This window comes from Albidovulum marisflavi, assembly GCF_025751435.1.
GTDB classification, from domain to species: Bacteria; Pseudomonadota; Alphaproteobacteria; order Rhodobacterales; family Rhodobacteraceae; genus Albidovulum; species Albidovulum marisflavi.
Genome location: NZ_JAOWKY010000002.1, coordinates 38,900 through 51,205 on the forward strand (window position 1 = coordinate 38,900; position 12,306 = coordinate 51,205).

The following is a 12,306-nucleotide window of genomic DNA, read 5'->3' on the forward strand; positions in this document are numbered from 1 at the left end:
CAAGGCCAGAACCCCGCCTCGGCATTAGGTGCTTGCACCCGCGCGGCTCCGCGGTCAGTCTGCCGCCGAGGGAGGACACGATGCCCATCAAGGTCTGCATCTTCGATGCCTATGGCACGCTTTTCGACGTGGCCGCCGCGGCGCGCATTGCCGCGGCCGAACCGGGGCGCGGCGCCCTTGCGGCGGCCTGGCCAAAACTGGCCGAGGACTGGCGCCGCAAGCAGTTGGAATACAGCTGGCTGCGGGCGGTCATGGCCGCGCATGTCGATTTTTGGCAGGTCACGCAGGATGGGCTCGACTGGGCGCTCGAGGCGTCGGCGCTTGCCGATCCCGATCTAAGAGAACGTCTGCTTGCGCTTTATCGGGAGCTGCAGGCCTACCCCGAGGTGCCCGCGATGCTCGCGCGATTGAAGGATCAGGGCTTCGCGACCGCGATCCTGTCGAACGGTTCGCCCGACATGCTTCAGGAAGCGGTGCGGTCGGCAGGGATCGGCGACCATCTGGATGATGTCCTGTCGGTGGAAAGCGTCGGCGTATTCAAACCCGCAGCCGACGTATACGGGCTTGTGACCAAGCGCTTCGGTTGCGCGGCAGCCGATGTCCTGTTCGTATCCTCGAACGGCTGGGACGCGGCGGCAGCCTCTGCCTACGGGTTCCGCGTGGCCTGGGTGAACAGGGCCGGCGCGCCCCTTGACCGTCTTCCCGGCAAACCCCATCACATCCTTTCCGAACTGAGCAGCATCCCGGACCTCGCCACGCAATGACGCTTTCGCATTTCACCGCATCGGACGGCGCCCATCTGGCCTACCGCGACCAGGGCGCCGGATTGCCCGTGCTTTGCCTTGCCGGATTGACCCGCTCTTCGACCGATTTCGATTTCCTGGCACCGCATATGACCGGCATCCGCCTGATCCGGGCGGACTATCGCGGCCGCGGCGCGTCGGACTGGACCGGGGCCGACTCCTACACCATCCCGCGCGAGGCACAGGACGCGCTGGAGCTTCTGAACCATCTGGACATCGACCGCGCGGCGATCCTCGGGACATCGCGCGGGGGTCTCATCGGCATGGCGCTGGCTGCCACGGCAAGGGACCGGCTGCGCGGCCTTTGCCTGAACGACATCGGCCCGGTGATCGAGCGCTCGGGACTGGACCGCATCTGCGACTATGTCGGACGGAACCCCGCGGCAAAGACCATCGCGGACATCGCGGCCCGGATGCCCCGGACCATGCCGGGGTTCGCGGGCGTTTCCCCCGACCGCTGGATCGACTTCGCCCGCCAGCTTTACGACGAGACGCCCGCCGGGCTGACCATCCGCTACGACCCCGCGCTTCGCGAAAGCTTCCTTGCAGGATATCGCGCGCCGGTGGCTGACCTTTGGCCACTTTTCGATGCCTGCGCGGGCTTGCCGCTTGCGCTGATCCGGGGCGCGAACTCGGACCTCCTGTCCGGCGAGACGGCGGCAGAAATGCAGCGCAGGCGCCCCGACATGATCTTCGCCGACGTGCCTGGCCGCGCCCATGTACCGTTTTTGGACGAACCGGAAAGTCTGAGGGCGATCCGGGCCTGGCTGGAGCGTCTGACATGAACATCGACATGATCCGCGCTGCCGAGGCGCGACTGAAGGGGGCGGTACGGGAAACGCCGCTTTTGTCTTCTCCCGCGTTGGACGCCATTGCGGGGCGCCGGGTGCTTGTGAAGCCCGAGTGCCTTCAGCATACGGGATCGTTCAAATTGCGGGGCGGCTGGTCGGCGGTCTCTGCCCTTCCCCCTGTCGCGCTTGAGCGCGGGGTCATCGCCTTTTCCTCGGGCAATCACGCGCAGGGCGTGGCGCTTGCCGCGCGACGTCATAGTGCGCCGGCTGTCATCGTCATGCCATCCGACGCCCCTGCGGTGAAGATCGCCAACACCCGTGAGCTTGGGGCCGAGATCGTGCTGTACGACCGCGTGACCGAAGACCGGGACGCCATCGGCGCGGCGCTGGCCGCCGAACGCGGCCTGACCCTGATCAAGCCCTTCGACGAACCGCAGGTCATCGCGGGCCAGGGCACGGCAGGGCTTGAAATCGCCCGGCAGTCGCTTGCCCTGGGCGTGACCGAGGCCGAGGTGTTCGTTCCTTGCGGCGGCGGCGGGCTCAGCTCCGGAATAGCGCTGGCGTGCGAGGCCGCAGCGCCGGGTCTTCGCATCCGCACGGCCGAACCTGAGGCCTTTGATGACACGGCCAGATCGCTCGCCTCGGGATGCATCCAGCGCAATACGCGGCTGTCAGGTTCGCTTTGCGACGCGATCGTGACGCCGCAGCCGGGCAATCTGACCTTCCCGATCCTCGCCCGGCTTGCCGGCCCCGGTCTTGTCGTGACCGAGGACGAGGCGCTGCGGGCCATGGCCATGGCCTTCGCGCATCTGCGCATCGTGGTCGAACCGGGTGGCGCCGTGGCTCTGGCCGCAGCCCTTTTTCACCCGGAGGAGTCCCAGGCCGACACGGTCATCGCGGTCTGCTCGGGCGGCAATGTCGACGCCGCCATCTTCGCACTGGCACTGTCCAAGCTGGAGGCCGCATGAACATCCTCGACCTTGGGGAAACCCACATCCACTGGCGCGAAGACGGCGACCCCGCCGGGGCACCCGTCGTATTCTCGAATTCGCTCGGCACGGATTTGCGGCTTTGGGACAAGATCGTGCCCATGATGCCCCCCGGCCTCAGGCTGATCCGGTACGACACGCGCGGGCACGGGCTGTCCGCTTGCCCGGCTGGGGCCTACTCGATGGGGGCGCTGATCCGCGACGCCGAACGGCTTCTGGACGCGCTGGCGGTCAAGGACTGCGTCTTTGTCGGCCTGTCCCTGGGCGGGCTGATCGCGCAGGGTCTGGCCGTCAAGCGCCTTGACCTGGTGCGCGCGATGGTGCTGTCCAATACGGCTGCCAAGATCGGCACGGCGCAGATGTGGGCCGACCGCGTGGAAAAGGTCCGAACCCATGGGATCGAGGCGATCGCCGACGGAATGATGGAGCGGTGGTTCACGCGCAGGTTCCGCGAAACGCCCGAACTGAAGGGCTGGCGCGCCATGCTGACGGGAACGCCCGTTGACGGCTACACCGGATGCTCGTCGGCGATCGCGGGAACCGACTTCATCACTCCTACATCGGGGCTTGCGCTGCCGACGCTGGCCATCGCGGGATCGGATGACGGGGCAACGCCCGCGGATCTGGTGCGGGAAACGGCCGATCTGGTGCGCGGCAGCCGGTTTCACCTGATCCGCGGTGTTGGCCATCTGCCACCCGTCGAAAAGCCGGACGACTACGCCAAGGTCCTGGCGGGCTTCTTGCACGACATCGGCCATACCGCGGGCTAGCCCGAATGTCGCACTTCACACTTGTTCATGGCTCCTGCCACGGTGCCTGGTGCTGGGCCGAAGTGATCGCCGCGCTCACCCGGCTTGGGCATTCGGCCAGGGCGATCGACCTGCCCGCGCATGGGGCCGACCGGACGCCCCCGGGCGAGGCAACGCTCGATCGCTATGCGGCCGCGATCCTGGGCGCAATCGACAAACCGACGATCCTTGTTGGCCATTCCGCAGGCGGCTTTCCGGTCACTCTCGCCGCCTCCCTCGCCCCCGAGAAGATCACGCGGCTGATCTATCTTTGCGCCTACGTCCCCGCACTCGGCCAGTCGATCATCGACCTGCGCCGTGCGGGGCCACGCCAACCCCTGAAAGGCGTGGTGAAGGCCGATCCGGGCGGCGTGACCTACCACGCCGATCCGGCAGGCGCGCGGCGGACCTTCTTCCACGACTGCCCAGAAGACAAGGCGGCCGCCGCCGTCCGCCTTCTTGGCCCCGAGCCGATCGCGCCCCAGGCGACGCCCCTGCCGCCGGGCCTGGAAACGCCGCCGCACCCCCGCCACTACATCCTGTGCGAGGATGACCGCACAATCCCACCCGAATATCAGGCAGACATGGCGCGCCCCTTCGGCCGGGCGGTCACGCGGCTGCCTTCAGGGCATTCGCCCTTCCTGACCGCCCCTGCGCGCCTTGCCCGCCTTCTTGACCTGCTGGCCACCGAGGCCCCTTCCCTCGTGCCGTGACCGGCGCTAGCGTGTCGCGGCCCGGCGGCCATTTCCGCGGGCCGGGACTCCATGCAACACCGCCTAGCGCTGATCTTCATCCTGGCGACGGTCGCCATAGACTCCATCGGCATCGGGATCATCTTCCCGGTGATGCCCGACCTCATGCGTGACGTGACCGGGGCCTCTCTGGCGCAGGCGGCACTGTGGGGCGGCGTCTTGGCCACCGCCTTCGCCGCGATGCAATTCCTGTGCGGCCCGGTCGTCGGCAACCTGTCGGACCGCTTCGGCCGCCGCCCGGTGATGCTGGTGGCGCTTGCCACGATGGCGATCGACTACCTGGTGATGGCGCTGGCGCAATCCGTCTGGCTTCTGCTGTTGGCGCGCATCGTCGCCGGAGCGTCCGCGGCCACCTATGCCACCGCGGGCGCCTATGTCGCCGACGTATCCGGGCCGCAGGAACGCGCCCGCAACTTCGGGCTGATCGGCGCAGCCTTCGGTGTAGGCTTCGTTCTTGGCCCGCTTATCGGCGGCGCGGCGTCGGTGCTTGACGTGCGCGCGCCCTTCTACGCCGCCGCCGCCATCGCCGCGGCGAACTTCCTTTTCGGCTTCGTGATCCTGCCCGAAAGCCTGCCCGAAGGCCGCCGACGCCGGATCACGCTTGCCCGCGCCAATCCGTTCGCTTCCTTCCGCGCGATCGGCCATCTTCCGGGCCTGCGCCGCTATCTTGTGGTGATGTTTCTCTACACCGTTTGCTTCACCGCCTATCCGGCGGTCTGGTCCTATTTCGGCGCGGCGCAGTTCGGCTGGGACGGCTGGTGGAACGGGCTTTCGCTGGCCGTGTTCGGCATATTCATGGCGCTGGTGCAGGGACTTGGCGTCGGCCCCGCCACCCGGCTCTGGGGAGAGGAGCGCACCGCGGTCTACGGCTGCGTCATGCATGTCCTGACCTTCGGATTCTACGGGCTTGTCACCTCCGGCTTCTGGGCGATGGCCTTCACCCCGATCGCGGCCCTGGGCGATGTCGCGGGCCCCGCGATGCAGGGCCGCATGACGAACCTCACGCCCGAGGACCAGCAGGGAGAGTTGCAAGGCGTCATCTCCTCGGTCTCGGCCGTGGCCGCCACCGTTTCGCCGCTGGTGATGACCTGGATATTCGCGCATTTCACCAAGGTCGGCGCAGCGCCTTACTGGCCGGGCGCGCCCTTCATCCTGTCCGCGGCCATCATGGTCGCTGTCGTGCTTATCCTTGTCGCGCCCTCGCGCGCGCCCGCGGCACCGCCCGCCAAGATCTGAACCGCAGGAGGACAACGAATGACCCAAGTGAGAGCCGCGATCTGCGAAACCTTCGGCGCGCCGCTCGCGCTTGAAACGCTGACCCTGCGCGCGCCCGAGTCGGGCGAGGTCGAAGTCGCCATCGAAGCCTGCGCCATCTGCCATTCGGACATCACCTATATCGACGGCGGTTGGGGCGGCGACCTGCCCGCGGTCTTCGGGCACGAGGCCGCGGGCCGCGTCACCGCAACCGGGCCGGGCGTCACCCGCCTGGCGCAGGGCGACGCGGTCCTCGTGACGCTGATCCGCGCCTGCGGCCACTGCGCCCCCTGTGCCTCGGGGCATCCGACGCGCTGCGAAACGCCCGCCCGGCCGACCTCGCCGCTAAGCCGGCCGGATGGCGCGCCCGTCGCCCAGGGCCTGAACTGCGCGGCCTTCGCGGACCACGTCGTCGTGCACGAAAGCCAGATCGCCCCTCTGCCCGAAGGCATCCCGATGGAAACGGCGGCGCTTCTGTCCTGCGGGGTCATCACCGGGCTGGGCGCGGCGGTTAACACCGCCCGAATCCGGCCCGGAGAGATCGCCGTCGTCATCGGCGCGGGCGGCGTCGGGCTGAATGCCATCCAGGGCGCACGGCTCGCCGGGGCCGCCCGCGTCATCGCCGTCGACACCAACCCCGCCAAGTTGGAGGCTGCAAAGGAATTCGGCGCAACCGACGGCATCCTCGCAACCGATCCGAAACCCTGGTCCGCGGCAAAGAAGATCGCGGGCCGCGGTGCCGATGCCGTGCTGGTCACCGTGGGCGCGATCCCCGCCTACGACACCGCCGCGCGCTACCTCGCCCCCGGCGGGCGGCTCGTCGCCGTGGGCATGCCGCATTCGGGCGCAAGATCAGCTTGGGAACCGGTGGTCCTTGCCGCCACCGGCCAGTCGATCGCCGGCTCGTTCATGGGCGACACGGTTCTTGCCCGCGACATTCCCTGGATCGTCGATCTGTATCGGCAGGGGCGGCTCAAGCTGGATGAACTGATCACGGGCCGCTGGACGCTTGACCAGATCAACGAGGCCATCGCCGACACCCGATCGGGAGCCGCGCGCCGCAATGTGCTGATCTTCTGACTTCTTCTTTTCAGAAATACCCCGCGGGGGAAGGACCGGGGAACCCGGTTCCGGGGGGCGCGAAGCCCCCGCCCGCCAGAACCGGAGGAACCATGCGTCTCAAGGATCTAGACATCTTCACCGTCGCACCCCCCGCCCCCGGCTGGGGCGGGCGCTACTGGATCTTCGTCAAGCTGACCACCGACGACGGGATCACGGGCTACGGCGAATGCTACGCCTCCTCGGTCGGTCCCAAGGCGATGGAGGCGGTGATCACCGACGTCTTCAACCGCCACATGGCGGGCGAGAACCCCGAGATGATCGAGCTGATGTTCCGCCGCGCCTATTCCTCGGGCTTCACGCAGCGGCCAGACCTGACTGTGATGGGGGCGTTCTCGGGGCTCGAGATCGCCTGCTGGGACATCATCGGCAAGGCGCGCGGGCGTCCCGTACACGCGCTTCTGGGCGGCAAGATCAACGAACGGCTGCGGTCCTACACCTACCTTTACCCCGAACCAGGCAAGGAAAGCGGAGAGTTCTGGGTCAGCCCCGACATGGCCGCCGAGGCCGCCAGCCGCTTTGTCGGCATGGGCTTCACAGCGGTAAAATTCGACCCCGCCGGCCCCTACACGATCCGCGGAGGGCATGACCCCTCAGGCTCGGACATCACGCGCTCCGCTGCCTTTTGCAAGGCGATCCGCGAGGCCGTGGGCGACCGCGCGGACCTTCTGTTCGGCACGCACGGGCAGTTCAACGTCGCGGGCGCGGTGCGCTTGGCGCAGGCGATCGAGCCCTACGGGCCGCTGTGGTACGAGGAACCGATTCCGCCCGACAACCTCTTGGATTTCGCGGAAGTGCAAAAGGCCGTCCGCATCCCCGTGGCCACGGGCGAACGCTTTACCACCAAGGCCGAATTCGCGACCGTTCTGCGCACGGGCGGCGCACGCATCCTGCAGCCCGCGCTTGGCCGCGCAGGTGGCATCTGGGAGTGCAAGAAGATCGCTGCGATCGCCGAGGTGTTTACCGCCCAGATGGCCCCGCATCTTTACGCGGGTCCCGTGGAGTGGGCGGCCAACATCCACCTTGGCGCCTCGATCCCCAACCTGCTGATGGTCGAGACGATCGAAACCGGCGGGGCCTTCCACCTCAAGCTCATCAAGAACTCCATCCGGTGGGAAGATGGCTATGTCATCGTTCCCGACGAGCCCGGACTGGGCATCGAATTCGATGAGGATCTGGCCCGCGCTCACCCTTACACAGGCGCCGCGCTTCATCTTCAAATGCAGGAAGCGCCCTGCGACTATGCGCAGCCGAACTGGTTTGAAGGCGGGGCGCCGACCACGAAGAAGCCGGGCTGATCCACAGCGACGCAGGCCCCCGCGCGCAGCTAGGGGGCCGCGTCCGTCGCGTCGTGACGGTGGATGGTCGCGCGTCCCCGCCCGCCGTTCTTGGACTGATACAGTGCCGCATCGGCGCCCTCGGTCATCGTGCGGGCGGTGGGACTGTCATAGGCAACCGACCACGCCACGCCGATGCTGCAGGAGATGCGGCAAAGGGTTCCATCGTAGTCGATCGGCCGCTCGATTCCGGCGATGATGCGGTGGCTGATGCGGCGCAGGCTTTCAAGGTCGCCCGCGCCGGTCACGATTGCCATGAACTCATCGCCGCCGATCCGGGCGACCATGTCGCTTTGCCTGATCTGCGCGCGCAAGACGCGCGCCACCTCTGCCAGCACCCGGTCGCCCGCCGCGTGACCCAGCGTGTCGTTGACCTGCTTGAAGCGATCCAGATCGAGGTGAAAAAGCGAAAATGGCGCGCCTCTCGCCGCGCTCGCAACAGCCCGATCCAACGCCGCGTCAAAGGCGCGGCGGTTGGCAAGACCGGTCAGGGCATCGGTCATCGCCTGCGCCTCGGCCGCGCGCCGGGCGGACTGCAAACGGTGGTTAAGCGACTTCAGTTCGTCCATCACCGCTGACTTCACTTCGGTCAGGTAAAGCATTTCGACGGTCAGATCGGTCGGCGCGAAATCCGAATGGTTCAGCCCGTGGTCCCGGGCGGCGTCAACGGCGTTGATACCGAACGAAAGGTTGACCAGCGCCCCCTCCCCCCGCGCCAGGCAGACAAGATGGCCACGCAACTGGCGCGACGGCCGGGCGCGAAAGCGCAGGACGATCTTGCGATCCGCAAGCTTCAGAAGCGCCCTCATCGTTGAGGCGCGTTCAGGGCGCGTAACCTCGAACACCTCCAGGAACTGCCGACCGACCAGGGTCAGGGCGCCGCAGACACGCTGAAGCGTTGGCCCGACCGACATGATCTGACCATCGCAGGACACGACCACATGCATAGGCATGAGCTTCTCCAACCCAGGCCCGGGGATCGTGGCTTGAACGCAAAGGAACTGGCCCGCCACTACCGCACCCGGCCAATTGCCAGATCAAACCGCCGCCCCTCAGCGAACTGCGCCTGCAGAAGTTCGATCGCGACGGCTTCGGCACCCTCCTCCGCGTCGATCAGCGCCAGCGCGCCATAGTCGTCAGCCATAGCGCGCAGGATCCCCGCGAAGACCGCGCCGTAGCCCCTGCGCCGGGCGCAGCACAGCCGGTACCGCCCCGCACCGGTCGGGATCAGCCTAAGATCGGGCAGATTGAGTTCGGGGACGGCCAGGTGCGCACGCTCGGCGAGTTCATCAAGCGAATGCAGGAAGTCGACATAATCCAACCCGCCGAAGCGAAGCAGGCGCCGCAGGGGCTCGAGTGACACGAGGTAGATACCCAAGTCCTCCAGCAACGCGTCGCGCGGCTTTCCAAGCTCTTGCGCGGCCAGGTCGATCACGCTGTCGGTCAGCGCCGCGTCGTAGGCCAGCATGGTTTCGAAGCCCTCGGGCGGCAAACCCGCCCCAGCGGACACGCGCGACCAGACCGCGGCACCATAGGTGTCGCGCAGGAAACACTGAATCGACCGATTGATGAGCCCGTGCATGACCAGCCTTCCTTCCACGGGCAAGGCTAGCGCGCTTCGGGTTAAGATATGGCAAATCCCCAACGGAGTGCCGGGCGCGCGCCGGGCGCCCGGACCAGCATTGTCGGACGGATATCAGAAATCCGTGGGCGCGCCGCCCTCGGCCTTGCGGCGGTCCACGAAGGACCTAAGCTCTTCGCGGATGCCCTCATCCATGGGTGGTGCCTCGAACTCGGCCATGATCGCGTGGAAGACGCGGTTCGCGCGTTCGGGCGTCCACAGCGCACCGTCGATCTGCCAGGCCTCGAAGTTGCGCCAGTCGCTGACGAAGGGCTGATAGAAGGCGGTGGTGTAGCGATCCTGCGTGTGCTGGCACCCGAAGTAATGGCCGTCCGGCCCCACCTCGGCGATGGTGTCGATGGCGATATCCTCTGGCGTGGCCGCCCAGACCTCGGGCTCCATGTAGCGCTGGATCATCTGCAGGACCTCACAGTCCATGATGAACTTCTCGGGGCTCGCGATCAGCCCGCCCTCGAGCCAGCCTGCCGCGTGGTAGACAAGGTTCGTGCCGGACTGCACCGCCGCCCAAAGGCTGTTCGACGTTTCCCACATCGCCTGGCCGTCCGGCACGTTGGCGGCGCAGACGCCCGATGACCGCAGCGGCAATCCGTAGAACCGCGCCATCTGACCGGTGACCTGGGTCGCGCGCATGTATTCGGGGGTTCCGAATGCCGGCGCGCCCGATTTCATGTCGACGTTCGACGTGAAGGTTCCGATCATCACCGGTGCGCCGGGCACGACGTACTGGATCAGCACGATCGCGGCCAGCGCCTCGGCGATGGACAGCGTCACCGCGCCGGTCATCGTCACTGGCGCCATCGCTCCGGCCAGCGTGAACGGAGTGACGATCACCGCCTGCCCTGCCCGCGCCAGGCGAAGCGCGCCGTCGATCATCGGGAAGTCATGCTTGAGCGGCGAGACAGAGTTGATGTTGGTGAACATCCGCGGCTTTTCGCGGAACTCTTCATGGCTTAGCCCGCCCGCGATGCGCACCATCTCCATCGCGTCCTCGACCCGCTCCTTGCCAAGGCTGTAGGCGTGCACGACCTTGTCGGTAAGCGTCAGCTTTTCATAGATGCAGTCAAGGTGGCGGACCGAGGCGTGAACGTCGATCGGCTCGACCGGATAGCCCCCGGCGAAGTGGATGCAGTTGAAGTACTGCGTCAGCTTGATGAAGTCGCGGAACCCGTCCATGAAGCCAGAGACCTTGCCGCGTTCAAGATCCCAGTAGTTCGGGGGAGAAGACACGTTGCCGAACAGGATGTGCTTGCCGCCCATCGGCAGCGCACGGTCCGGGTTGCGTGGGGTGACGGTGAATTCCGCGGGCGCGCGTCCCACCATCTCCATCACGAAATCCTCGTCCATGCGGACGGTCTGGCCGTCGACCTTGCAGCCGGCTTGGGCAAAGATATCCAGCGCCTCGTCGTTCAGGAACCGGATGCCGATCTCCTTGAGGATGCGCATCGCACCCTTGTGAATCGCCTCCACCCCCTCGGGGCCCAGCGGTTCGATCGGGCGGTCGGGATTGACGGGAATGCGCCAGGGCATCTGCGTGATCGCCTGGCCGCCAGAGCGCCGGACATTCCCGGTGCGTCCGCCTGTACGCTTGCGTTTGTGTTCGTCGGCCATTGCTTGTCTCCGCCAGATTTCCTGCAGGATTGAGGTGGAGACGCGCGGCCTTCGCCACTTTCCGCGACAAAATGTGTCGCATTTGCTCTTTCAGGCGCTCTGGGCGGTATCGCGAAAGCTGGCGACCCAGTCGGGGAGATGGCCGATATGGGGAAGAACGATGTCCGCGTAAGGCGCAAGGTCCTCCGGTCCGGCGATGCCGGTCAGGACACCCACCGTCCGCATTCCGGCGGCGCGGCCCGCGACAAGGTCGTGCACGCTGTCACCCACCATGACGACCTGGTCCGGGTCAAGCCCGCCGCTTGCCGCAAAGGCCAGAAGCGGCCCTGGATCGGGCTTCGCGCCAAAGCCGCTGTCGAAGCCGGAAACGAAATCGAAGTACTGAAGGACTCCCGCCCGCCGAAGGTGCTCCTGCGCTGGTTCCGCGAAGTCATTCGTCGCAAGACCGACGTAAAGGCCCGCCTGCTTGAGAGCGGCGAACAACGGCGGAAGGTCGGTCGCGGACACAAGCGCCGTTTCACCGGCAAGGCTCGACATCCGCGCGATCAGCGCGGACCGGTCGACGCCGGGCAGAAGCGGCATCATCACGTCCGCGATCTCTGCCGGCGTGTGTGCGATCACATGGCTGTCGGGTGCGAAGTCACCCGTGTTCAGGCCGTAACCGATGACGCGGCCGATGGCCGCGGCGCGGTCCCGGTCGCCTGAGGTCAGCTCAAGCAGCAGCGCCCTTGTCCATGCGCTCCAGGTCGCGCGAAAGTCAAAGAGCGTTCCGTCCTTGTCGAACACCAGCCCACGGATGGCACGCATCGCTCCCCCCCTGCAAAATCAGCGTGACACTGGAGCATTCACCGGTTGCTGGCAATAGCTCTCAGCCCCAGTCGGGCGCGGCGCCGGGCAACGCCATCCGTGCCCTGCGCAGGCTTTCGTAACCCAGTCCCACAGAGTCGCAAAAGGCGATGACCCAAGCGTCATCCAGGAGCAGAAAGTCCATAACCGACGCCAGAACCTCCGGCTCCGCGGCGCGGGTGCGCATGTCTCCGGGGCGCAGACCGGAAGACCCCAGGAAGACGGGCAGAAGCTCGTCGTTCGCCGCGATCCAGCCAAGCGCCTGCAGGGCGACCGTCTCGGCGAAGTCGCCGTGATTGTGAAACTTGCTCAAATCCGCTCCAACCTTGCAAGGCTTTGTTAACCAAAGCACGGGAAGGATGGCTTCAGGGCGGCAA

The 12,306-nt window shown here is 66.8% G+C and carries 13 protein-coding genes; 8 read left to right on the top strand and 5 right to left on the bottom strand.

Annotation, left to right across the window (positions count from 1 at the left end; translation table 11 throughout):
• The first annotated feature begins 80 nt into the window (after nt 1–80).
• From OEW28_RS09080 to OEW28_RS09115, 8 genes are all read left to right on the top strand, one after another.
• Nucleotides 81–764 carry a haloacid dehalogenase type II gene (locus tag OEW28_RS09080; RefSeq protein WP_263734445.1) on the top strand — a complete coding sequence of 228 codons (684 nt, stop codon included), beginning with the start codon at nt 81–83 and terminating at the stop codon, nt 762–764.
• Nucleotides 761–1,588, top strand: coding sequence for an alpha/beta fold hydrolase (locus tag OEW28_RS09085; RefSeq protein ID WP_263734446.1), 828 nt, complete (start codon nt 761–763; stop codon nt 1,586–1,588). Before OEW28_RS09080 ends, OEW28_RS09085 begins: the two co-directional genes overlap by 4 nt.
• A complete protein-coding gene (locus tag OEW28_RS09090; RefSeq protein ID WP_263734447.1) occupies nt 1,585–2,562 on the top strand; it encodes a threonine ammonia-lyase in 978 nt (325 codons plus the stop codon). The genes OEW28_RS09085 and OEW28_RS09090 overlap by 4 nt, the downstream gene beginning before the upstream one ends.
• Nucleotides 2,559–3,353, top strand: coding sequence for a 3-oxoadipate enol-lactonase (gene pcaD, locus OEW28_RS09095; RefSeq protein WP_263734448.1), 795 nt, complete (start codon nt 2,559–2,561; stop codon nt 3,351–3,353). Before OEW28_RS09090 ends, pcaD begins: the two co-directional genes overlap by 4 nt.
• 5 nt (nt 3,354–3,358) lie before the next feature.
• Complete coding sequence (locus tag OEW28_RS09100) at nt 3,359–4,084, top strand: alpha/beta fold hydrolase (RefSeq protein WP_263734449.1); 726 nt, start codon at nt 3,359–3,361, stop codon at nt 4,082–4,084.
• Nucleotides 4,085–4,135: 51 nt separating this feature from the next.
• Nucleotides 4,136–5,359, top strand: coding sequence for a TCR/Tet family MFS transporter (locus OEW28_RS09105; protein ID WP_263734450.1), 1,224 nt, complete (start codon nt 4,136–4,138; stop codon nt 5,357–5,359).
• Between the two features lie 18 nt (nt 5,360–5,377).
• Nucleotides 5,378–6,457, top strand: coding sequence for a Zn-dependent alcohol dehydrogenase (locus tag OEW28_RS09110; RefSeq protein WP_263734451.1), 1,080 nt, complete (start codon nt 5,378–5,380; stop codon nt 6,455–6,457).
• A gap of 92 nt (nt 6,458–6,549) precedes the next feature.
• A complete protein-coding gene (locus tag OEW28_RS09115) occupies nt 6,550–7,794 on the top strand; it encodes a mandelate racemase/muconate lactonizing enzyme family protein (RefSeq protein WP_263734452.1) in 1,245 nt (414 codons plus the stop codon).
• A gap of 29 nt (nt 7,795–7,823) precedes the next feature.
• On the opposite strand, the gene OEW28_RS09120 is transcribed toward OEW28_RS09115, so the two are convergent.
• From OEW28_RS09120 to OEW28_RS09140, 5 genes are all read right to left on the bottom strand, one after another.
• On the bottom strand, nt 7,824–8,786 hold the full coding sequence (locus OEW28_RS09120; protein WP_263734453.1) for a diguanylate cyclase domain-containing protein: 963 nt from the start codon (nt 8,784–8,786) through the stop codon (nt 7,824–7,826).
• Between the two features lie 59 nt (nt 8,787–8,845).
• Nucleotides 8,846–9,415, bottom strand: coding sequence for a heme NO-binding domain-containing protein (locus OEW28_RS09125; RefSeq protein ID WP_263734454.1), 570 nt, complete (start codon nt 9,413–9,415; stop codon nt 8,846–8,848).
• Between the two features lie 114 nt (nt 9,416–9,529).
• Nucleotides 9,530–11,083, bottom strand: coding sequence for a trimethylamine methyltransferase family protein (locus OEW28_RS09130; RefSeq protein ID WP_263734455.1), 1,554 nt, complete (start codon nt 11,081–11,083; stop codon nt 9,530–9,532).
• 90 nt (nt 11,084–11,173) lie between these two features.
• Nucleotides 11,174–11,890 (bottom strand): HAD family hydrolase, encoded by a 717-nt coding sequence (locus OEW28_RS09135; RefSeq protein WP_263734456.1) that lies wholly within the window; start codon nt 11,888–11,890, stop codon nt 11,174–11,176.
• 61 nt (nt 11,891–11,951) lie between these two features.
• Nucleotides 11,952–12,242, bottom strand: a complete 291-nt coding sequence (locus OEW28_RS09140) for a DUF3572 domain-containing protein (protein ID WP_263734457.1) — start codon at nt 12,240–12,242, stop codon at nt 11,952–11,954.
• Nucleotides 12,243–12,306 lie beyond the last annotated feature (64 nt).